Genomic DNA, 20,945 nt, shown 5'->3' on the forward strand with positions numbered 1-20,945 from the left:
CCACCGGACCGAGGCGGGGTCGTGTCAGGGAAAGGCGAGCACGATGAACTCGCCGACCATGGCCGGCTTCTCGGCACCCTCGAGCTCGATGACGAGCCTGAGGCGGTACTGCATCCCGCCGGAGCGCGGGGTGGCGTCCAGGATCGACCCGCTCATGCGGATGCGCGCGCCCTCACGCACCGGGTTGATGAAGCGCACCTTCTCCATCCCGTAGTTCACCCCGCTGCTGCGGCCGGTGACATTCAGGATCTCCGACAGCAACTGCGGGACCATCGAGAGCGTCAGGTAGCCGTGCGCGATCGTGCGACCGAAGGGACCGGTCTCGGCCCGGTCGACATCGACGTGGATCCACTGGTGGTCGCCCGTGGCCTCGGCGAACGCGTCGATGCGCTCCTGGTCCATGACCAGCCAGGGACTCGGCCCGAGGTCGGCGCCGACGGCGTCCTCGATCTGCGACATGTCAATCGTGAAGGGCTGCGCAGCCGCCGCCGGAGCATTTAGTGTCATAGTTATCATTATCCGTCTTAAAACGGAATCCGTCCAGAGGGTTCCACGATCGGAGGACACGATGGAGCACGACGACCTGACGCGGCTCGACGGCCGACTTGCCCTGGTCACCGGCGCGGCTGCCGGAATCGGGGCCGGCATCGCCGAGGCACTCGCTCGCAAGGGGGCGCGCCTCGTGCTCGTCGACAACGATGCGGACGGCCTCGAGGCGAGGGTCGCGAGCATCCGTGAGGCAGGGCATGAGGCGACGGGCGTGGTGGTCGACGTCCGCGAACGCGGCTGCACCGACGCGCTCGCCGCCGGCGTGGCCGCGGCCGGGGGTCGCCTGGACGTCCTGGTCAACAACGTGGGCGACCACGTGCCGTGGGGGCCCTTCGCCGAGTCCAGCGAGGAGGACTGGTCCGCGATCTATGCCGTGAACTTCGAGCACGTCCTGCGGGTGACGCGCCTGTTCCTGCCCGCCATGATCGAGCAGCGAGCCGGGTCGATCGTCAACGTCTCGTCTGTCGAGGCGTTCCGCGGCGTCCCGAACTGCGCCGTGTACGCGGCGCACAAGGCCGCGGTCGTCAACTTCACCGCGGGTCTGGCGACCGAGGTGGGTCAGTACGGGGTGCGCGTCAACGGCATCGCGCCCGACGTGACCGACACGCCCCAGTTCCCGCTCCACCGGATGATCGCGCCGGAGTTCCACGACCAGATCGGCAACTGGGTCCCGATGGGCCGGTTCGGCACTCCTCGCGACCACGGCGAGCTGGCCGCGTTCCTCGCGTCGGACGCAGCGAGCTGGATCACCGGCGAGTCGATCCGCGTCGACGGCGGCACGCTCGGGTCGGCGGGCTGGTTCCGACGCTCGGAGAAGCGCTTCACGAACGTGCCGCGCAACTTCATCTAGCGGTCACTCAGGCCAGACGATGCGGGTCCGCAGGGCCTGCGGCTGGTTCTTCGCGATGAAGCGGCGACCGGCGTCGAGGTGGAGGTGCATCGACGCGGCCGCGCCCTCGGTGTCACCGGCCTCCAGCAGGTCGACGATCTTCGTGTGCGCGTGCACGACCTCCTCGAGCGCGGCGCGGTCGTAGTTGACGCCGCTCGACGCACCGTCGGCGATGAACTTGAGCGCGTCGACGATCATGCCGATGACCCGGCTGTCGCCGGCCTCGGCCACCTCGGAGTGGAAGCGCGCATTCTGCGCCCAGAACTCGGTGGGATTCTCGTAGCTGCGCTCCATGATCGCGATGGAGTCGCGCAGGTCGGCGATCTGCTCGGGGGTGACCCGCTCGGCCGCCAGCCGGGCCATCATGGGCTCGAGTGCCAGGCGGGCGTCGGAGACGTCCTGGAGCGTCAGCTGCTGGAACTGGAGCATGAGCGCGAGGTGCTCGGCGAACTCGCCCGAGCTGGGGCGCCGGACCGTGGGGCCGCCTCGAGGGCCGGTGCGGATGACGATCAGGCCCCACACCTCGAGCAGGCGCAGCGCCTCGCGGAGGGTGGCGCGGCCGACCTGCAGCTGCGCCAGCATCTCACCCTCGTGAGGGAGTCGAGCGCCCTCTTCGAACTCGCCCTGCACGATCGACGTTGCCAGATGGCGGGCAAGCCGCTCCGACGCCTTGGGCGTGCGCTGCCTGAAGGCGGTCATCTCCACGGGCTTCATTCTCACAATCATACGCAGAGTTACGCCCGTCGATCGACTGTCCAGTGCGTGAGCGTGGCCACCGTGCGCGACATCACGACAGAACCTTCCCGCTCACGCTCGCCCATGCGCACAGAACGCCTTCGAGACAGGCCACGAGCGACAGGGGCTGGTCGAGCATGATGTGGTGGCCGGCGTCACGGATCGTCAGCACCTCGGAAGCGTCGAGGCGACGCGCGAGCTCGTCGGCCTCGTCCGCCGCCAACAGGCTCCGCTCGGCGAGCACGAGGACGACCGGGCCGTGCTGACCGCCCCAGAGCTCGTCGGGGAACGCGCCGTGCTGGGTCACGTGGTGGTCGAAGCGCCAGGTCCAGCCGTCGTCGGTCTGGTGCACCGACCTCGCTGCGACGTGGTTCTCGACGTAGTCGAGTCGGGCCTCGTCCGGCGGACGGGCGCGGAAGCGCTGGCGCGCCAGGTCGCGGGTCGGATGGAACCGACGCGGCGGCAGTTCTCCTCGACGCGGCGGCAGACCTCCGTCCACCACGAGCCATCCGGGCGGGTCGATCACGACGGTGCCGGCGACGGTGCCGGCGTGACGGAAGGCCGTCGTGAGTGCCGCGATGCCGCCCATGCTGTGGCCGATGACGTAGGGGCGGTCGGACCCCTCCGCCGCACCGACGGCGACCACCTCGTCGGCCCAGGTCAGGAAGTCGTAGTCGGGACGGGAGCCACTGGACCCGTGACCGGTCAGGTCGAGTGCGGCCACCCGACGCCCACCGGCCAGCAGGGGCGCGATGTGGTCCCACCATCCGGCGTGCGCCGCTCCACCGTGGATCAGCACGGTGACCGGTGCGCCCACGGGACCCCACACGCGGTACTCGACGCGGGCGCCGAGGACCTCGATCGAGCGAACCTCGCCCGGATCGCCGAGCGCTTCGGCGAACCAGGCGGGTCCGACCTCAGCCTCGGGCTGCGAGCACGACATCGGCGATGGCCGCTCGGTGTTCGGTGTGCGTGCCCCCCAGCAGCTCGAGCGACTTGGCCCGCTTGAAGTGCAGGTGCGCCGAGTGCTCCCAGGTGAAGCCGATGCCACCGTGCAACTGGACCATGTCCGCCGCCGTCTCGAAGTACGACTTCGTCGCGAAGACCTTGAGGACCGACGAGAGCAGGTCGACGTCCTCGCTCTGGTCGACGACCACCTTGCCGGCGTGCCGGATCCCGGTGCGGGCACCGTCGAGGCGGACCTGCATCTCCGAGCACGTGTGCTTGACCGCCTGGAATGCACCGATCGGTCGTCCGAACTGGTGTCGCACCTTGGCGTACTCGACCGTGTCGTGGACGCAGCGCGCGGCGCCGCCGACGGCTTCGGCCGCGAGGGCGAGCGACACGATCGGCCGCAGCGCCGTGGCGATCTCGGTCGCCTGACCGTCGCGTCCCACGAGTTGCGCCGGTGCGCCGTCGAGGACGAGAGTCGCCATCCGGCGGGTCGGGTCGAGCGTCTCGGAGCTGACCCGGGTCACGCCGGTCTCCGAGGACAGCAGGAACAGGGACCGACCGGCCGGCGTGGACGCCTCGACGAGCAGGTGGTCGGCGTTCGCGCCGTCGATCACCCGACGGGCCTCGCCGCTGAGAACCCACCCGCCATCGGTGGCAGTGGCCTGCGGCGTGGGCGCGGTGGCCCGGTCGCGGCCGCTGTCGATCAGCGCGAGTGCGGCGGTCGCCTCTCCGGAGGCGATGTCCGGGAGCAGCTGGGCGGCGATCGCGTCGTCCCCACTGAGCATGACCGCGTTGGCTGCGAGCACGACAGTGCTCAGGTACGGACCGCCGTAGAGCGCTCGGCCCATCTCCTCGGCGACCAGCAACGCCTCGGCCGGAGCACCTCCGGAGCCACCGTGCTCAGCGGGGATGTCCAGGCCGGCGACGCCGAGCTCGGCCGCGAGCCGTCGCCACGTCTCGCGGTCCGGTCCGTCGGCGACCATGTCGGCGCGGACCTGGTCCTCGGGCCACTGCGTGTCGAAGAACTTGCGCAGACTGCGCTGGTACGACACCTGGTCGTCGTCGAGCAAGGGTTCCATGGTGAATGCCTTCTGTGCGTTCGTCGTCACTTGGGGAGACCGAGCAGTCGCTCGCCGATGATGGACTTCTGGATCTCGGACGTGCCGGCGTAGATCGTGCCGGAGCGCGAGATCGCGAACGTCGTGATCCACGAGGCGCTCGTGCTCGGCGCACCGACGTCGTCGGTCTGGAACATGATCGTGTTGGTCGGGCGGCGACCCTGCGCCACGAGGCTCTCGCGGTCCAGCACGTCGAGCGCGAGCTCGGTGACGTCCTGGTGGTACTCACTCCAGTACAGCTTGTTGATCGCGGCGTCCGGTCCGGGCGCGTGACCGGCCAGGTACCTGGCCAGCGAGTCGTTGCCCAGGAACCGCATGACCTCGTTGCCGATGTAGGCATCGGCCAACCTGTCCCGCATGATCGGGTCGTCGGTCGCGCCGTTCTCCCGGGCGAGGTCGAACAGTCGCTCGAGTTCGTCGCGGAACATGATCGGCAGCGTCGCCGCGGACTCGCCGCGCTCGAAGCCGAGCAGCGTCATCGCGACCGGCCAGCCCTGGTCGACCGCGCCGAGGACGTTCTCCTTGGGGCACCGCGCATCGGTGAAGTAGACCTCGTTGAAGTCGGTCTCGCCGCCCATGTTCCGGATGGGTCGGACGTCGATGCCCTCCTGGTCCATCGGGACCAGCAGCATCGAGATGCCCCGGTGGGCCGGGGCGTCGGGGTTCGTGCGCACGAGCACGAAGATCCAGTTCGCGAGGTGGCCACCGGAGGTCCAGATCTTCTGACCGTTGATCACCCATTCGTCGCCGTCGAGCACCGCGCGGGTCGACAGCGACGCGAGGTCGGAGCCTGAACCCGGCTCGGAGTAGCCCTGGCACCAGACGTCCTCGCCGGACAGGATCCGCGGCAGGAAGTGCTGCTTCTGCTCCTCCGTGCCCCAGTGGAGCAGGGTGTTGCCGATCATCGTGATGCTGAAGAGGTCGTTCATCGTGCCGGTCGGCACGCCGACCTTGGCGAACTCCTCGGCCATGATGACCTGCTCGAGCTCGGTCAGGCCGCCGCCGCCGTACTCGGTCGGCCACGACGTCGCGAGGAAGCCGTGCTCGGAGAGCGCGACGCGCCACCGCTTGGCGAAGACTTCGGCCGCGTCGTGATCGAGCTTGCCGACGCCGCCCCACCCCTCGGGCAGCTCCTCGTCGAGGAACGACCGGACACGCGCGCGAAACCCTGATGCGTCCGTCCCGGGACCAGTCACCGTATTCATAACAACTATGATACTAGATAGCCGGGATAGACCGCTAGAGCCAATCCGGTCGGACCGCGAGTGTCGTCAGAGGTCGTGGATGATGTCCTCGACGCGGTCCTTCGCGTCGCCGAACAGCATCTGGGTGTTCTCGCGGAAGAACAGCGGGTTCTGCACACCGGCGTAGCCCGCGGCCATGGAGCGCTTGAACACGATGACGTTCTTGGCGTCCCACACGTGCAGGACGGGCATCCCGGCGATCGGTGAGCCCGGGTCCTCGGCGGCGGCCGGGTTGACGGTGTCGTTCGCGCCGATGACCAGGACGACGTCGGTCTCGGGGAAGTCGTCGTTGATCTCGTCCATCTCCAGGACGATGTCGTAGGGGACCTTCGCCTCGGCGAGCAGCACGTTCATGTGGCCGGGCAGTCGTCCTGCGACCGGGTGGATGCCGAAGCGGACCTCGACGCCCTTCTCGCGCAGCTTCTTCGTGAGGTCGGCGACGGGGTACTGGGCCTGGGCGACGGCCATGCCGTACCCGGGCGTGATGATGACCGACTTGGCCTCGCCGAGCAGCTCGGCCGCGCTGGTGGCGGTGATCTCGCGGTGCTCGCCGTAGTCGGTGTCGTCGCTGGAGGGCGCCTCGATGCCGAAGCCGCCCGCGATCACCGAGATGAACGAGCGGTTCATCGCCTTGCACATGATGTAGGACAGGTACGCACCGGAGGAGCCGACGAGGGCGCCGGTGATGATGAGCAGGTCGTTGTCGAGCAGGAAGCCCGACGCGGCCGCGGCCCAGCCCGAGTACGAGTTGAGCATCGACACGACGACCGGCATGTCGCCGCCGCCGATCGAGGCGACCAGGTGCCAGCCGAGCGCGAGCGCGAGGATCGTGACCAGGATCAGCAGCCACAGCGACGGATCGGCGACGAACCAGATCGTCAGGGCGACGAACGCGACGAGCGCGCCGATGTTGAGGAAGTTCTTCCCCGGCAGCATGAGCGGCGCCGACTTGATCCGCGCGGACAGCTTGAGGAACGCGACGATCGAGCCGGTGAAGGTCACCGCGCCGATGAACACGCCGATGAACACCTCGGCGTTGTGCACGTCGAGCAGCGTGCGCGCCTCGGCCGCGGCGGTGCCGGGCTGGGCGTGGTCGAGGATGTGCGCCAGGCCGTTGACCCCGCGGTACTCCAGGTAGCCGTTCCAGCCGACGAGCACGGCCGCGAGACCGACGAACGAGTGCAGCAGCGCGATCAGCTCGGGCATGCCGGTCATCTCGACGACGCGGGCGCGCCACAGGCCGATCGCGGCGCCGATGAGCATCGCGACGATCAGCAGCACCAGGCCGACGCCGGGCTCGCCGTCGACCACGAGGATGAACGTCGCGACGAGCGCGATGGCCATGCCCGCGATGCCGAACGAGACGCCGCGTCGAGCGGTCTCGTGCCGCGAGAGGCCCGCGAGGGACAGGATGAACAGCAGCGCCGCGACGAGATAGGCGGCGTTGGCGAAGGACGAGGCAGTCACAGGTCACTCACTCACTTGCTGAACATGCCGAGCATGCGTCGGGTCACGGCGAAGCCACCGAAGACGTTGATGGAGGCCAGCAGCACGGCCACGAAGGCCAGGGTGCGGATCGTGGTGTCGTCCAGTCCGATCTGCAGCATGGCGCCGACCACGATGATGCCGCTGATCGCGTTCGTGACGCTCATGAGGGGCGTGTGCAGGGCGTGGTGGACCTTGCCGATCACGTAGTAGCCGATCACGATCGACAGCAGCAGCACGGTGAAGTGCTGCGGCAGCTCGCCCGGGGCGACGGCCACGACCCACAGGAACGCGAGCACGCCCAGGGCCAGCAGGCCGTACTTGACGCCGGGGCTCGTCGGCGGCTTCGGCTCCGGTGCCGGCGCGGGCTCCTTGGCGGGGGCGGCCGGTGCCGCGGACACCTGCACGGGCGGCGGGGGCCACGTCTTCTCGCCGTCCTTGACGACGGTGACGCCACGCTGGACGACGTCGTCGAAGTCCAGGACGACCTGGCCGTCCTTGCCCGGCGTCAGCAGCTTCATCAGGTTGACGAGGTTCGTGCCGTAGAGCTGCGAGGCCTGCGTGGGCAACCGTCCCGCGAGGTCGGTGTAGCCCAGGATCACGACGCCGTTGTCGGTCACGACCTTCTGCCCCGCGACCGAGCCCTCGACGTTGCCGCCCTGCGCCGCGGCCATGTCCACGATCACGCTGCCGGCCTTCATCGACGCGACGTCGGCGGCCGTCAGCAGGCGCGGCGCCGCGCGGCCCGGGATCAGTGCCGTCGTGATGACGATGTCGACATCGGCGGCCTGCTCGGAGTAGATCTCGGCGGCCCGCCGGTCGTACGCCTCGCTCGTGGCCTTCGCGTAGCCGTCGGAGGACACTTCCTTCTGCTCCTCGGGGACGACCACCTCGAGGTACTCGCCGCCGATCGACTTGACCTGGTCGGCGACCTCCGGACGCGGGTCCGTGGCTCGCACGACCGCGCCGAGGGCCGAGGCCGCACCGATCGCGGCCAGCCCCGCCACACCCGCACCGGCGACCAGGACCTTCGCCGGCGGCACCTTGCCCGCCGCCGTGACCTGGCCGGTGAAGAACCGTCCGAATTCGTGCGCCGCCTCGACGACCGCGCGGTAGCCGGCGATGTTCGCCATCGACGACAGGACGTCCATCGACTGTGCGCGCGAGATCCGCGGCACCGCGTCCATCGCCATCACCGTGATCGGCCGCGCCGCCAGCTTCTCGACCAGGTCGGGGTTGAGCGCCGGGCTGATCAGGCTGATCAGCGTGGCGCCGTCGAGCATCAACGCGATCTCGATGTCCGACGGCGCGTTCACCTTGAAGATCACGTCGCTGGCCCACGTGTCGGGCTTGTCGGCCAGGGACGCGCCGGCCGCCTCGTAGGCAGCATCGGTGAAGCTCGAGGCCTCGCCGGCGCCGCGCTCGACGATGACGACGTAGCCCAGGTCGGTCAGCTGCCTGACGGTCGCCGGAGTCGCCGCGACCCGGGTCTCGCCGGGAGCGCTCTCCTTCACGACGCCGATCCGCATGGAACCGAGTTCGGTGTCCGGGGTGGTCATCTGGCAGAGGATAGCGGGTACCCACCCTGCTCAGGACGTGACCCGTGTCACGTGAGACGAGCCCCGAACGGGCGCCGAACTCGTCACGACGAATGTGACATTAACGGTGGCACATGTCACATACCGTCGGTATCTTGTCGGCATGGCAACTCTCAAGCCCCAGCAGTTCAGCGGCAAGGTCGCACTCATCACCGGCGCCGCACGCGGCATCGGGGCCCATGTCGCGCGCGGGTACGTCGCGCACGGCGGGAAGGTTGCCCTCGTGGGCCTGGAGCCCGAACTGCTGGCCTCGCTCAGCGACGAACTGGGCGACGCGGCCGCGTGGTGGGAGGCCGACGTCCGTGACGGCGACGCCGTCCGCGTGGCCGTCGACAGCGCCGCCGCGTACTTCGGTCGCCTCGACCACGTGATCGCCAACGCGGGCATCGCCTCGTACGGCACGGTCCGCCAGATCGAGGAGGAGGCGTTCGAGCGCGTCGTCGACATCAACCTCAACGGCGTCTTCCGCACGATGAAGTACGCGATCCCGCACCTGCAGAAGACGAAGGGCTACCTGCTCGCGGTGTCGTCGCTCGCGGCGTTCACCAACATCGCCGGCCTCAGCTCGTACGCGGCGAGCAAGGCGGGCTGCGAGTCCCTCGCGATCTCCGCCAAGCAGGAGGTCGCCCACCTCGGCATCAAGGTCGGCATCTGCCACCCGTCGTGGATCGACACCGACATCGTGCGCAACGCCGAGCACGACCTGCCGACGTTCAAGGCGATCCGCGCCAAGCTGCCGTACCCCGCCAACACCACGACCGACGTCGAGGTGTGCGCCGACCGCATCCTCAAGGGCCTGGCCAAGCGCAAGTCGCGCATCTACGTGCCGAAGGGCGTCATCCTCGCCAACTGGGGCAAGGCGCTCGTGAACTCGCCCGTGGCGTGGCCGTACATCCGGATGCTGACCCGCAAGACGGTGCCGTCGCTGGAGCAGGAGGTGGCCGCGCTCGGCCGCTACCACCACGCCCACGTGCCGATCACGAAGCAGAAGTAGCCGGCTCGGGGGCCCGAACTCAGTCGCCCTCGGCCTGGACCGAGGCGGCGAGCGAGATCATGTGGCCCAGCCGGGCGATCTCCGACGGCAGGAACTCCGGACCTCCGTGGCGGCCGACCACGACGACGAACGTCGTGCCGCCGCGGGTCCGGCCCGGGCAGCCGGCCAGCTCGGTCGAGTCCCACGCGTCGATCCCGGGCAGCGGGCCGGGCGAGCCGATCGAGAGCCAGTCGGCGCACTCCCCGACGAGCTTCGGGGCGGCCGGCGAGCCGAACAGGAACGCCGGTCCCTCCTCCCCCGGACCGACGGCCATCGCCCAGTCGGTGCGGAACGTCGCGGGGATGACCTCGACGAGGCGCTCGATCGCCAGATCGGGCTCCTCCGTGAACGTCTCGACGGCCTCCAGGTCCATGCTGAGGTTGGCGCCGGCGGTGTAGCGGCTGATCCAGTGGACGCGCACGCCCTCGTTCGCCTGGCACGCCGTGACGAGCGCGTCGGGCATGACCGACGGCGGCAGTTCGAGCAGCACGTCGTCGACCGCGACCCCGTCGCTGCGGTGCTCCACGATCTGGATCGCCTCGATGTCGGCACCGGCGGCGCCGAGTGCCGTCGCGAGGGCACCGAGTGAGCCCGGGACGTCCGGGAGCTCCACGCGCAACAGGAACGCCATGGGGCCCATTGTTCCGCCTCGGTGTTGCACCGCGGTTAATCGGGGTCCGACGCCCGTAGGCTGGCGCCCGTGGTGGAACACGCACGCGGCACCGAGGGACTGCGGCTCGTCGGCGCCTCGCAGCTGCTCGCCGAGCCGCCGGTCCGGATGCTCGGTGACCTGCTCATCCGCGGCGGAGAGACCCGGGTCGGGGCGTTCACGAGCCTCGCGCACGGCATCGAGTCGCAGTCGGCCACGATCGGCCGCTACTGCGAGTTCGCGCCTGACGTGCTCATCGGCGCGACGGGCCATCCGTTGACGTGGCTCGGCGTGAACTCGTTCCAGTACAAGCAGGCGACGTGGGGCTGGCATCCCTCCGCCGACCGGTCGCAGGTCGTCGACCCGCAGGCCGGTGGTCGGGCGTCCTTCCGCGGCGAGCCGACCGTCGTCGGCAACGACGTGTGGATCGGGGCGAAGGTCGTGATCCTGCGCGACGTGACGATCGGCGACGGCGCGGTCGTCGCCGCCGGGGCCGTCGTCACCCAGGACGTCGCGCCCTACTCGATCGTCGGCGGGATCCCCGCCGCGCCGATCCGCGACCGGGTCGACCCCGCGGTGCGTGAGCGGCTGCTCGACCTCGCGTGGTGGCGATTCTCGCCCAACCAGCTGGCAGGCGTGGCGTTCGACGACCTGCCGCGCGCGATGGACCAGTTGGACGAGCGCCTCCCCGACCTCGAACCGTACGATCCGGGCTTCGTCCCGATCACGCCCGCGGAACCGCAGCGGGGGAAGCGCTCGCGCTGGCGCAGCTGACGGCGGATACTGGCCTGATGCGAGCCATCTGGAAGGGTGCCATCAGCTTCGGGCTGGTCAACGTGCCGGTGAAGGTGTACTCGGCCACCGAGAGCCACGACGTCTCCCTGCATCAGGTGCACGACGAGGACGGCGGTCGCATCCGCTACCAGCGCACGTGCGAGATCTGCAAGGAAGTCGTTCCCTACAAGAACATCGACAAGGCCTACGCCGACGGCGAGCAGACGGTCGTGCTGACCGACGAGGACCTCGCCTCGCTGCCGGCCGAGCGCAGCCACGAGATCGACGTCGTGGAGTTCGTGCCGGCCGACCAGATCGACGTGCTGCGTCTCGGGTCGCCCTACTTCCTCGAGCCGGAGGAGCGGGCCCTCAAGCCCTACACGCTGCTGCGCCGCGCCCTGGAGGACACGGAGCGCACCGCGATCGTGACCTTCGCGCTGCGTCAGCGCACCCGGCTCGGCGCGCTGCGGGTGCGCGACGACGTGCTCGTGCTGCAGACGCTGCTGTGGGACGACGAGGTCCGGGCGGCCGACTTCCCGGTGCTGGAGAACACCGCGAAGATCACGCAGAAGGAGCTCGACATGGCCGGCCAGCTGATCGAGTCCCTCGCCGGCGACTTCGACGCGTCGCAGTTCACCGACGACTACCAGGAGCAGCTGCGCACCCTCATCGAGGCGAAGAAGAAGGCCGGCGACACGATCGACACCGAGGCCACCTTCGGACCCCAGGAGGAGGAGGGCGGCGAGGTCGTCGACCTCATGGAGGCGCTGCGCCGCAGCGTCGAGGCGAAGAAGGAGGCCGCCGGATCGGCCAAGAAGGCCGCCAAGAAGGCCCCGAAGAAGAAGTCGAGCGCCTGACTCAGTCCGCCGCGCCCGGGTAGTCCGTCATCGGGCTGCGACGGTTCGCCACGACCCAGCCGGCGATCTCGTGCAGCTTCTGGTTGTGGTGCTGCGAGTAGCGCCGCAGCACCTCGAACGCCCGGTCGGGGTCGATGTCGAACCGCTCCATGAGGATGCCCTGCGCCTGACCGATGACCTTGCGCGCGTCGATCGCGATCGTGAGGCCCTGCTCGTGGTGGGCGTTCGCGAGGGCGACGGAGGCATGCCGCGCGAAGATCAGCGCGGTGGCCAGGTCGTCGCCGTCGAACGCGTCGGGGCGCTCGGCGTACAGGTTCAGTGCTCCGTACCGGCGGTCCTTCGTCTCCAGCAGGACGCTCATCGCGCTGCGGATGCCGTAGTCGGCGACGGCCGGTCCCCAGCGCGGCCACCGCGAGTCGACCCCGATGTCCGGGGACACGTAGCTGCCACCGGACTCGATGGCGTCGAGGCACGGGCCCTCGTCGAGCTCGCGCTGCAGCTCGTGGGAGCGGATGACGCGCTCGCTGGAGGACGCCGCCGTCTCGATCCGGCTGCGGCTGTGGATCAGCAGGATGCCCGCGTCGTCACAGGCGGCCGCGACCTGGGCGTACTCGGCGATCAGCTCGACCGTTTGTTCCGTCGTGTCCTGGTCGTGCAGTTCGAGGGCGACCTCGGAGAAGAAGTCGGGCACGGACACAGGGGCTCCTTCACAATGACGGAAGTACATCGTACGAGTCAGGAGGCATTCGATGGCACGTTCGGCGCAGACCGTTGCCATCGATGGTCGTCTCCTGCGACTGACCAATCCCGACAAGGTCATGTACCCGGCGACGGGCACGACCAAGGCCGACGTGATCGCATACTACGTCGCCGTGGCGCCCTGGCTGCTGCCGCACATCGCCGGGCGTCCCGTCACGCGCAAGCGATGGGTCGACGGCACCGGTCCGGACGCCCAGGTGTTCTTCGAGAAGAACCTGCCCGACTCGGCCCCCGACTGGATCCGCCGGGTGCGCGTCAAGCACCGCTCCCACGCCAACGACTACCCCGTGGTGGAGTCGGTCGCGGACCTGGCCTGGCTCGGGCAGGTCGCGGCACTCGAGCTGCACGTGCCGCAGTGGCGCGTCGACGCCACGGGCGTGCCGCAGCATCCCGACCGGTTCGTGCTCGATCTCGACCCGGGGCCCGGCGTGGGCCTGCCGGAGTGCGTGGAGGTCGCGCAGGCGGCCCGCGCGCTGCTGGCCGACGTGGGACTGGAGTGCGTGCCGGTCACGAGCGGCAGCAAGGGCATTCACCTCTACGCGCACCTGGAGGGTCAGCACGACTCCGACTACGTCAACGCGTTCGCCAAGCAGGTCGCCCAGGCGCTGGAGGCCCAGCTGCCCGATCTCGTCGTCAGCCAGATGGCCAAGGCCCAGCGCAAGGACCGGGTGTTCGTCGACTGGAGTCAGAACAACGGCAACAAGACGACGATCTCCCCGTACGCGTTGCGGGGCCGCGAGCACCCGACGGTCGCGGTGCCGCGGACGTGGGACGAGCTCGACGACGACCTGCGCCACCTGACGATCGACGAGGTTCCGGCGCGACTGGCCGAGGTCGGCGACCCGATGGCCTCGCTCGCGCCACCGGCGCAGGACCGGCTCGCGACGTACCGCGCGATGCGCGACGCCGGCCGGACCCCCGAGCCGGTGCCGGACTCCGTCGTCCGAGGGCGCACGGGCGACCCGACGTTCGTCATCCAGGAGCACCACGCGCGCCGGCTGCACTGGGACTTCCGGCTCGAGCGCGACGGCGTGCTCGTCTCGTGGGCGCTGCCGAAGGGCGTGCCGGACTCACCCGAGGCGAACCACCTGGCGGTGCAGACCGAGGACCATCCGCTCGAGTACGGCACGTTCGCCGGCACGATCCCGAAGGGCGAGTACGGGGCCGGCGTGGTCACGATCTGGGACCACGGACACTACGAGCTCGAGAAGTGGAACGACCACGAGGTGATCGCGACGCTGCACGGCTCCGAGGGCGGCGGGCTCACGGTCCCACGGCGACTCGCGCTCATCAAGACCGGCGAGAACTGGCTGATCCACCTCATGAAGGACCAGTCGGCGCCGGCCGAGGCGGCCGGTGGCGGCCGGGCGGGCTTCGTGCCCCCGATGCTGGCCGTGCAGGCGGGCACGCGGGATGCCTCCGGCGACGGCTGGGCCTACGAGATGAAGTGGGACGGCATCCGGTGCGTCGCGGTCGTGCACGGCGACACGGTGCGGCTCTTCTCGCGCAACCACAACGACGTCAGCGCCCAGTACCCCGAGGTCGTCGAGGCGCTCGGCGGGCTCGGTCTCGATGCGGTGCTCGACGGTGAGATCGCCGCGTTCGACGAGCGGGGCGTCCCGAGCTTCGGGCGGCTGCAGCAGCGCATGGGCGTGGCCAAGGCGCAGGAGGTGGCGCGGCTGCGCGCGGCAGTGCCGGTGCGCTACCTCGCATTCGACCTGCTCGAGCTCGACGGCGACTCGCGGCGCGACGGGACCTACGACGAGCGGCGGAACGCACTCGAGTCGCTCGACCTCGGCGACGACGTCGTGCAGGTCCCGCCCGCCCACGGCGGACCACTGGATGAGGCCGTCGCCCTGAGCCGGCGGCACAAGCTGGAGGGCATCGTCGCCAAGCGGCGCTCCGCGCGTTACCGGCCGGGTGCGCGCTCGACCGACTGGCTCAAGCTCAAGAACCAGGCCGTGCAGGAGGTCGTGATCGGGGGCTGGCGGCCGATCAGCGGGGGTCGCGGCGTCGGTGCGTTGCTGGTCGGCGTGCCCGTCGAGGGGGGCCTGCGCTATCTCGGCCGCGTCGGGACCGGCTTCTCCGAGGCCGACCGCGAGCGCTTGCGAGCGCACCTGGCGAGCCTCGAGCGCAAGACCTCGCCGTTCGTCGACGACGTCGAGCGCGCCGCGGCCGACGGTGCGACGTGGGTGACCCCGAAGGTCGTGGGTGAGGTCGTCTTCGGCGACTGGTCCGCGAACGGTCACCTGCGGCATGCGAGCTGGCGGGGCCTGCGCCCGGACAAGTCGGCCGGCGAGGTGGTCGTCGAGGATGCGGCCGGGGTGCGTTCGGCCCCCTCGTGAGTCACGATGGAAGTCCGACGACAGCGAAGGAGTCATCGTGTCCAGGAAGACCGTGAAGGAGCAGATCGACGCCGTCGTCGAGCAGCTGCCGGACAAGGCCGAACTGCTCGACCTCAAGGATCAGTTGATCGAGAAGCTGCCCGACAAGGACGAGTGGCTGGCCCTGCGCGACGAGCTCATCGAGCGACTGCCGGACAAGGAAGAGCTGAAGCAGGTCCGCGACGGGCTGGTCGACAAGCTGCCCGCCGAGGTGAGCGACAAGCTGCCGGTCGAGACGAAGAAGGCCAAGCGCTTCGCGACGGCCAAGAAGGTGGCCCTCGTCGGCGCCGTGACCGCCGGCACCGCCGGAGCGATCGCGTTCGTGCGGGCCAAGATGTCCGACCAGCCGACCTACACCGCCTCGACGTGGACGGATCCGACGAGCCCGACGCCGGGCACGACGACGCCGGGTGCGACCCCGCCGGGAGGCACGCCGCCCGCTGCGTGACCCAGACGTACGAAGGCCCCGGGAGTCCCGGGGCCTTCGTCGTGCTCGGACTCAGTGCTTGAAGGCGTCCTTGACGTTCTCGCCAGCCTGCTTGAGGTCCGACTTCGCCTGGTCGGTCTTGCCCTCGGCCTCGAGCTGCTCGTCGTCGGTCGCCTTGCCGGTGGCCTCCTTGGCCTTGCCCTTGGCGTCTTCGGCAGCGTTCTTGATCTTGTCGTCGAGTCCCATGTCCCGACCCCCTTCTCGTGGATTGGTTCGTCCTCTCCATGCGAACACGGGCATGCGGTCGGCGCATCTGGGGCGGCCGGGTAAAGTAATTGAAGACTCAATCATCTAGGAGCGTCACGTGTCGAAGCCCGTCCTGCAGGTCCTCATCGCCAGCACCCGTCCCGGCCGCATCGGCCCCACCGTGGCCGAGTGGTTCGCGGACCTGGCGCGCCAGCACGACGGCTTCGAGGTCGAGCTCGTCGACCTCGCGGGCCTCGACCTGCCGATGATGGACGAGCCAAACCACCCGCGGCTGCGTCAGTACACGCACGAGCACACGAAGCGCTGGAGCGCGACCGTCGAGCGTGCCGATGCGTTCGTGTTCGTGATGCCCGAGTACAACCACGGCTACACCGCGCCGCTGAAGAACGCGATCGACTACCTGCACGAGGAGTGGCGGCGCAAGCCGATCTCGTTCGTCAGCTACGGCGGCATCTCCTCGGGACTGCGCGCCGTCCAGCAGGTCAAGCAGGTCGTGGCGGCCCTCGGGATGATGCCGACCCAGGCCGCTGTCCCGATCCCGTTCGTCGCCCAGTTCGTCGAGGACGGCGTCTTCACACCCAACGAGGTCATGGCCGGCGGCGCAAAGGCCACCCTCGACGAGCTGCTCGAGCTGCACGAGGTTCTGTCGGCCTCGCGCTGAATTCGCCGCGGGTACGACGACGGCGGGGCCCACCAGAGGTGGACCCCGCCGTACGTGTGGCGACTACTTGACCTTGAGGTTCGAGGACGAGCTCCACGCGCCGTGCGCGTAGTCGCTGCCGACGAACTTCGTCGTGACCTTGTGGTTGCCCTTCGCGACCTTGCCGAGCGACACCGTGGTCGTGCCGGACGAGCCGACGTCGACGGTGCGGACCTTCTTGCCGTCGAGGTACACCGCGACATCACCGCCGCGCACCGAGCCGGTCGACTTCACCGCGACCTTGACGGAGACCTTCTTGCCCTTGGCCACCTTGGCCGGGACCGACTGCGTGACCTTCGTCGGCGCCTTGTTCACCCACACCTGGACGGTGTTGGTCGAGGTCGCGCCGTGGGCGTCGGTCGCGGTGTACGTGACCTTCTTGGTGCCCACGAAGTCGCGCGGGACGGAGACCTTCATCGTCGAGCCGGAGATGCTCGCGCCCGGGGTGCTCGTGCGGTACGTGATCGCATCGCCGTCGACGTCGGTCGCGCCCAGCTTGAACGCCGGGGTGGAGCCCGCGACCGAGCGGACGTTCAGGCCGGGGGCGACCGGGGCGTGGTTCGCGACGAACCGGTACTTCTTCGCACCGACGGTCATGTCGGAGATGCGCACGTCGCCCTTGACGCCCGAGCCGAGCGACCAGCCGGCCGACAGCACCTGCGCCTGCGGGAACGCCTGGCGCCACTGCCACAGCGTGCCGTGGTTCTCGGAGCCGAAGCCGCCGACGTGCGACGGGGCGCCGTCCTTGACGAACGGCTGGGCCTCGCTGACCCACCAGTCGTCGCCGTAGACGCCGGGCTCACCGACGAGGATGCCGTCGGCCACGCCGTCGCCGTCGAAGTCGGTGACCAGCTGCATGCCCGGGGCGACCTCGCCATCGAGGACCGACATGGTCCAGCTCGGCTCGCCGACCTCGTCCAGCGGCGTGTCGACCTTGAAGTAGCCGGCGGCCTTGGACTGCGAGGAGTTGTCCTCGGTCCAGACGTTCACGCCGCGGGACGAGAAGTCGTTGTGGCCCTTGGTGCGGGTCTTGGACATGTCCATGCTCGTGCTGGGCACGGTGACCGTCGACCGCTCCGCCTTGACGAAGGTGTACGTCGTGTCGCCGAGCTCGAGGCTCTCGATCGTGCCCGAGCCCTCGAGCCCGGAGCCGAGCGACCAGCCGGTCTGGACGATCTCGGCGTCGGGGAATGCCTCGCGCCACTGGTCGAGCGAGCCGCTCCACTCGGAGCCGCCGCCGCCCTCGCTGGGCGCCGCGTCGGAGAACTCGTCCGAGACGGGGTTCTCGTCGATCGTCTTGGCCGGCATCCACCAGTCGCCGTCGTAGACGGGCTCGCCGACCAGGGTGGCGTCGACCGAGCCGTCGCCGTCGAGATCGGTCACGAGCTGGAGGCCGGGCTCGGTGGTGTCCGTCGTGGTCGTCCAGTCCAGACTCGGCTCACCGGCATCCTCGAGGGGGACGTCGACGCCGAAGTAGCCGGCCGCCTTGGACTGCGAGGAGTTGTCCTCGGTCCAGATGGAGACGCCGCCGGTGGGCAGGAACTCATGGTGGCCCTTGGCGCGCGAGTGCTCGAGATTGACCTGCAGGTCGTTGATGACCTCGGTCGAGGCGGCCTGGGCGGGCGTGGCGAACGCGAGCGCCGAAGCCGACAGACCTGCGAGCACGGCGCTGGCAACGATCCGGCGCATGGCGGGACGGGATGTGTAGGCCTGGCTCGCGATCGACCTGCTGGCGAGGAGCTTGTTCGTGTTCACGTGGGTTCTTTCGTGGTGTGGAGGAATGTGTACCTCTCCACGATCGGGCCGCATCGGGGCCCCGGCGCCCCGCAGGACGGACCTACGGGTCCCTCCCGGGCGGGTTGCGTACACGGCCCGCGGCACTACGGGACGAGACGCTGCCCGGTCAGGGCCGGACGAAGGCCGGACGGCACGGGCCCGAACGGCGATAGTGTCAGGTCATGGTCGGCCGGATCGATCGCGAGGGCGTGTTCGCCCCGCTCGTGGACGAGGTCGTCGCCTGCGTCGGCGACGGTCTGAGCGTCCACCTGGTCGGGCTGCACGGCTCGGGGCGCACCGAGCTCCTCGACCTGGTCGCCGACCGCCTCGACGACGACGGCGCGTCGGTCGTGCGGCTGTCCGGGAATGCGGCGTGGCAGCACGAACCGTTCGCCCCCCTGATCGCGAAGGGGATCGGTGCGGCACCCGCGCCCCGGCGGTCGGCCGGCGAGATGGCCGCCGTCCTCGCCGAGCGGCTGCGCGGCGGCGTGGTGGTGCTCGTCGACGACGCCGACGACCTCGACACCGCCACGGTCGGCGCACTGCTGGGCGTCGCCCGGGACGCAGGGCTGACGGCCGTGACGTCGAGCCGTCCGCAGCTGCCCATGCGCCGCGACTCCCTGATGCTCGGACTCACGCCGGCCGCGCGCCTGCGGATGCCCATCCTGGACTTCGATGCGGTGCACGGCGTGTGCCGGGACGTGCTCGGTGGGCCGGTCGACACCGGCACGGTGTCCAGGATCGCGATGAAGTCCGGCGGTCTGCACGGGCTGGTGCGAGCCATCGCGACGGTGGGCCGGCGGTCCGGCACGCTGCGCCTCGAGGACGGGGTGTGGTTCGCAACGGGCGACCTGTGGTCCGAGCACCTTGCCTCGGCGGTCACGCCCTACCTCGCCGGCAGCGACGACCAGGTGTGGGCGGGGGCGACGACCCTGGCGTTGAGTGGACCGCTACCGCTGGAGGACGCCGAGAAGCTGATCGACCGGACGCTCCTGGACCGGCTCTTCACGTCCGGCGTGGTGCATCACGCCGAACCGGAGGGAGTGGTCGGGCTCTTCCCGCCCCTGCTGACGGAGTTCCTGCGTCGCGAGGGCTCACCGTTCGGGCTCGCCCACGCCGAGGAGGTCACGGGCCACCCGCGCCGTCCGGCGCAGGACTCCGGCGGTGGCTGGTTCGATGCCGGGCGCGCGGCGGGGATGGACGGCGCGGTCCTCAACCAGATGGTCCTGCGCCAGGCCGAGGACGACGCGGAGCGCACCCGCACGATGTGGGAGCTGCATCCGACGCCGGCGTCGGCACTGGAGCACCTGATCGCGCTGCGCGTGGTCGGCGCACCCGTTTCGGCGATCCTCGACGTCGCCGATCGCACCCCGTTGGACGCGGAGTCGGAGGACGCCGCCACGGTGGTCGCCTGGCTGGCCTACTGGCGCGCGATCGACCAGGCCGACCTGGCGGGCGCGCTCGAGTTGCTCGACGGGCACGAGTCGACTCACCCGGACGCCATCGCCCTGCTGCGTGCCGCGCGGGACCGCCTCACGTACCTGTGCGAACGCGTCCCCGCCGATCCGGAGGAGGTGCAGCGAGAGGCCGAGCGCCTGCCGGAGGGGAGCCCCGCGCGGGAGGTGCTCGTGGGCCTGCACGCCGAGCTCCTGATCAGCGCAGGCGACGTGGACCGCGCGAGAGCCGTCCTGGCGTCCTTCCGGCCCCAGCACCGGCTCTTCCTCATCAACGCCAGCGTGCTCAAGGGGCTCGCCGCAGTCCTCGACGGCGACCTCGAGGGAGGCATCGCGCACGCCCGCGAGCAGTTCGACATGGCCCGGGGCCACCCCGCGCCGGCGACGGCACAGGCGCACGCCTACATCGCTGTCCTCGGACTGGCGATCGCCGGCCGCCTGGCCGAGGCCTCCCACCTGCTGTTCCAGACGCTCTCGCTGGCCACGATCGCCTCGTTCCGCGACGTCTACCACACCGGGATCCTCGGCATCGGCGCCGAGATCGCGGTCGGCCAGGGCCGGCCCGAGTACGCCCGGGCGCTCGCGGCGCAGGCCGCGGCGACGGACACGGGCGCGGGTCCGTATCCCGGCATGGACCTCGGTGCGTTCGCCGCGTTGCTCCCCGGCTCCAGTATCGAGATTCGCGCCGACCTGTGGGATCGCGCCCACGACCGGCTGGACCGCGGCTACCTGCCGGGTGCGCTGTTCCTCGCGGCGCGGGCGGCCGAACTGAGCCCCGATGCGGAGCGGGCACGCACCTTCGCGGACCGGGCCGCGCCGGCGCACAGCCGACTGCTGCGGACCATCGGGAGCTACGTGCAGGCCGTCACGACCGACGACGAGGAGGCACTCGCCGTGGTCGCGAGCGAGTTCGCCGCGTTCGGCGCCGGGGTGTTCGCAGTCCGGGCGCAGGTCAGTCGCGCGCTCGTGCTGCGTCGTCGCGGCGAGTCCGGGCGTGCGGCGCGGGTCGCCGACGATGCGTGGCGCGCCTCGACCGCCGCCGGCTACGACCGGGCGGGACTGTTCGAGCGTCTCCGCGACGACGTCGACCTCTCCCCGCGCGAGCAGGAGATCCTCTTCCTGCTCGCCAGCGACAACACGACCGGCGACATCGCTCGGATCCTGCAGTTGAGCCTGCGGACCGCGGAGACGCACGTGCGCAACATCGGGCTCAAGGTCGGGGTGAGTGGGCGCGCCGCCCTCGCCCGCGCCGGCAGCACGTGGTTGCGCGAGCCGCACTAGACGTCCGGAGCC

19 protein-coding genes are annotated in these 20,945 nt (G+C 70.2%); 8 read left to right on the plus strand and 11 right to left on the minus strand.

Translation table 11 applies throughout. The features are described from left to right. Window positions 1-24 precede the first annotated feature (24 nt). On the minus strand, window positions 25-459 hold the full coding sequence (locus tag ACT26F_RS12570) for a MaoC family dehydratase (RefSeq protein WP_471670887.1): 435 nt from the start codon (window positions 457-459) through the stop codon (window positions 25-27). 109 nt (window positions 460-568) lie between these two features. Between ACT26F_RS12570 and ACT26F_RS12575 the strand changes: the two genes are divergently transcribed. Further along, window positions 569-1,399, plus strand: a complete 831-nt coding sequence (locus ACT26F_RS12575) for an SDR family NAD(P)-dependent oxidoreductase (RefSeq protein WP_471670888.1) — start codon at window positions 569-571, stop codon at window positions 1,397-1,399. A gap of 3 nt (window positions 1,400-1,402) precedes the next feature. Here ACT26F_RS12575 and ACT26F_RS12580 read toward each other — a convergent pair whose 3' ends face one another. The 6 genes from ACT26F_RS12580 to ACT26F_RS12605 all read right to left on the minus strand — a co-directional run bounded on the left by ACT26F_RS12580 (window position 1,403) and on the right by ACT26F_RS12605 (window position 8,503). Further along, the gene (locus tag ACT26F_RS12580; RefSeq protein WP_471670889.1) at window positions 1,403-2,152 is read right to left on the minus strand and encodes a FadR/GntR family transcriptional regulator; all 750 of its coding nucleotides are present in this window, start codon (window positions 2,150-2,152) and stop codon (window positions 1,403-1,405) included. A 73-nt stretch (window positions 2,153-2,225) separates the two neighbouring features. Further along, window positions 2,226-3,116: an alpha/beta fold hydrolase gene (locus tag ACT26F_RS12585; protein ID WP_471670890.1), complete on the minus strand. Its 891-nt coding sequence runs from the start codon at window positions 3,114-3,116 to the stop codon at window positions 2,226-2,228. Then, on the minus strand, window positions 3,091-4,206 hold the full coding sequence (locus tag ACT26F_RS12590; RefSeq protein WP_471670891.1) for an acyl-CoA dehydrogenase family protein: 1,116 nt from the start codon (window positions 4,204-4,206) through the stop codon (window positions 3,091-3,093). The genes ACT26F_RS12585 and ACT26F_RS12590 overlap by 26 nt, the downstream gene beginning before the upstream one ends. Before the next feature lie 26 nt (window positions 4,207-4,232). Beyond that, the gene (locus tag ACT26F_RS12595) at window positions 4,233-5,450 is read right to left on the minus strand and encodes an acyl-CoA dehydrogenase family protein (RefSeq protein ID WP_471670892.1); all 1,218 of its coding nucleotides are present in this window, start codon (window positions 5,448-5,450) and stop codon (window positions 4,233-4,235) included. A gap of 66 nt (window positions 5,451-5,516) precedes the next feature. Beyond that, window positions 5,517-6,956, minus strand: coding sequence for a Re/Si-specific NAD(P)(+) transhydrogenase subunit beta (pntB, locus tag ACT26F_RS12600; protein ID WP_471670893.1), 1,440 nt, complete (start codon window positions 6,954-6,956; stop codon window positions 5,517-5,519). A gap of 11 nt (window positions 6,957-6,967) precedes the next feature. Continuing rightward, window positions 6,968-8,503, minus strand: a complete 1,536-nt coding sequence (locus ACT26F_RS12605) for a Re/Si-specific NAD(P)(+) transhydrogenase subunit alpha (RefSeq protein WP_471671685.1) — start codon at window positions 8,501-8,503, stop codon at window positions 6,968-6,970. Window positions 8,504-8,675: 172 nt separating this feature from the next. On the opposite strand from ACT26F_RS12605, the gene ACT26F_RS12610 reads away from it, so the two are divergent. Beyond that, window positions 8,676-9,566, plus strand: coding sequence for an SDR family oxidoreductase (locus ACT26F_RS12610; protein ID WP_471670894.1), 891 nt, complete (start codon window positions 8,676-8,678; stop codon window positions 9,564-9,566). Window positions 9,567-9,585: 19 nt separating this feature from the next. On the opposite strand, the gene ACT26F_RS12615 is transcribed toward ACT26F_RS12610, so the two are convergent. Continuing rightward, complete coding sequence (locus tag ACT26F_RS12615; RefSeq protein ID WP_471670895.1) at window positions 9,586-10,236, minus strand: ACT domain-containing protein; 651 nt, start codon at window positions 10,234-10,236, stop codon at window positions 9,586-9,588. 69 nt (window positions 10,237-10,305) lie between these two features. Between ACT26F_RS12615 and ACT26F_RS12620 the strand changes: the two genes are divergently transcribed. Beyond that, on the plus strand, window positions 10,306-11,028 hold the full coding sequence (locus tag ACT26F_RS12620; protein ID WP_471670896.1) for a DapH/DapD/GlmU-related protein: 723 nt from the start codon (window positions 10,306-10,308) through the stop codon (window positions 11,026-11,028). A gap of 17 nt (window positions 11,029-11,045) precedes the next feature. Further along, the gene (gene ku, locus ACT26F_RS12625) at window positions 11,046-11,885 is read left to right on the plus strand and encodes a non-homologous end joining protein Ku (protein ID WP_471670897.1); all 840 of its coding nucleotides are present in this window, start codon (window positions 11,046-11,048) and stop codon (window positions 11,883-11,885) included. A 1-nt stretch (window position 11,886) separates the two neighbouring features. Here ku and ACT26F_RS12630 read toward each other — a convergent pair whose 3' ends face one another. After that, window positions 11,887-12,582 carry a GAF and ANTAR domain-containing protein gene (locus tag ACT26F_RS12630; protein ID WP_471670898.1) on the minus strand — a complete coding sequence of 232 codons (696 nt, stop codon included), beginning with the start codon at window positions 12,580-12,582 and terminating at the stop codon, window positions 11,887-11,889. A gap of 52 nt (window positions 12,583-12,634) precedes the next feature. Between ACT26F_RS12630 and ACT26F_RS12635 the strand changes: the two genes are divergently transcribed. Beyond that, window positions 12,635-14,989, plus strand: coding sequence for an ATP-dependent DNA ligase (locus ACT26F_RS12635; protein ID WP_471670899.1), 2,355 nt, complete (start codon window positions 12,635-12,637; stop codon window positions 14,987-14,989). 37 nt (window positions 14,990-15,026) lie between these two features. Continuing rightward, window positions 15,027-15,476, plus strand: a complete 450-nt coding sequence (locus tag ACT26F_RS12640; RefSeq protein WP_471670900.1) for a hypothetical protein — start codon at window positions 15,027-15,029, stop codon at window positions 15,474-15,476. 51 nt (window positions 15,477-15,527) lie between these two features. Here the strand turns inward: ACT26F_RS12640 and ACT26F_RS12645 are convergent, their stop codons facing one another. Then, window positions 15,528-15,701 carry a CsbD family protein gene (locus tag ACT26F_RS12645; protein ID WP_471670901.1) on the minus strand — a complete coding sequence of 58 codons (174 nt, stop codon included), beginning with the start codon at window positions 15,699-15,701 and terminating at the stop codon, window positions 15,528-15,530. 118 nt (window positions 15,702-15,819) lie between these two features. Between ACT26F_RS12645 and ACT26F_RS12650 the strand changes: the two genes are divergently transcribed. After that, window positions 15,820-16,383 (plus strand): NADPH-dependent FMN reductase, encoded by a 564-nt coding sequence (locus ACT26F_RS12650; RefSeq protein WP_471670902.1) that lies wholly within the window; start codon window positions 15,820-15,822, stop codon window positions 16,381-16,383. Between the two features lie 63 nt (window positions 16,384-16,446). Here ACT26F_RS12650 and ACT26F_RS12655 read toward each other — a convergent pair whose 3' ends face one another. Further along, window positions 16,447-18,111 carry an Ig-like domain-containing protein gene (locus ACT26F_RS12655; protein WP_471670903.1) on the minus strand — a complete coding sequence of 555 codons (1,665 nt, stop codon included), beginning with the start codon at window positions 18,109-18,111 and terminating at the stop codon, window positions 16,447-16,449. 269 nt (window positions 18,112-18,380) lie between these two features. Here ACT26F_RS12655 and ACT26F_RS12660 point away from each other — a divergent pair, with 269 nt between their 5' ends. Next, window positions 18,381-20,933: a helix-turn-helix transcriptional regulator gene (locus ACT26F_RS12660; protein ID WP_471670904.1), complete on the plus strand. Its 2,553-nt coding sequence runs from the start codon at window positions 18,381-18,383 to the stop codon at window positions 20,931-20,933. Window positions 20,934-20,945 lie beyond the last annotated feature (12 nt).

Source organism: Aeromicrobium sp. SP1 (assembly GCF_055663785.1).

Bases quoted from the DNA above. Each gene is read 5' to 3' on its own strand.
- ACT26F_RS12610 (WP_471670894.1), top strand. From the start codon at position 8,676: ATGGCAACTCTCAAGCCCCAGCAGTTCAGCGGCAAGGTCGCACTCATC.
- ACT26F_RS12615 (WP_471670895.1), bottom strand. From the start codon at position 10,236: ATGGCGTTCCTGTTGCGCGTGGAGCTCCCGGACGTCCCGGGCTCACTC.
- ACT26F_RS12590 (WP_471670891.1), bottom strand. From the start codon at position 4,206: ATGGAACCCTTGCTCGACGACGACCAGGTGTCGTACCAGCGCAGTCTG.
- ACT26F_RS12605 (WP_471671685.1), bottom strand. From the start codon at position 8,503: ATGCGGATCGGCGTCGTGAAGGAGAGCGCTCCCGGCGAGACCCGGGTC.
- ACT26F_RS12595 (WP_471670892.1), bottom strand. From the start codon at position 5,450: ATGAATACGGTGACTGGTCCCGGGACGGACGCATCAGGGTTTCGCGCG.
- ku (WP_471670897.1), top strand. From the start codon at position 11,046: ATGCGAGCCATCTGGAAGGGTGCCATCAGCTTCGGGCTGGTCAACGTG.
- ACT26F_RS12645 (WP_471670901.1), bottom strand. From the start codon at position 15,701: ATGGGACTCGACGACAAGATCAAGAACGCTGCCGAAGACGCCAAGGGC.
- ACT26F_RS12570 (WP_471670887.1), bottom strand. From the start codon at position 459: ATGTCGCAGATCGAGGACGCCGTCGGCGCCGACCTCGGGCCGAGTCCC.
- ACT26F_RS12635 (WP_471670899.1), top strand. From the start codon at position 12,635: ATGGCACGTTCGGCGCAGACCGTTGCCATCGATGGTCGTCTCCTGCGA.
- ACT26F_RS12575 (WP_471670888.1), top strand. From the start codon at position 569: ATGGAGCACGACGACCTGACGCGGCTCGACGGCCGACTTGCCCTGGTC.
- ACT26F_RS12655 (WP_471670903.1), bottom strand. From the start codon at position 18,111: ATGCGCCGGATCGTTGCCAGCGCCGTGCTCGCAGGTCTGTCGGCTTCG.
- ACT26F_RS12580 (WP_471670889.1), bottom strand. From the start codon at position 2,152: ATGAAGCCCGTGGAGATGACCGCCTTCAGGCAGCGCACGCCCAAGGCG.
- ACT26F_RS12585 (WP_471670890.1), bottom strand. From the start codon at position 3,116: ATGTCGTGCTCGCAGCCCGAGGCTGAGGTCGGACCCGCCTGGTTCGCC.
- ACT26F_RS12660 (WP_471670904.1), top strand. From the start codon at position 18,381: ATGGTCGGCCGGATCGATCGCGAGGGCGTGTTCGCCCCGCTCGTGGAC.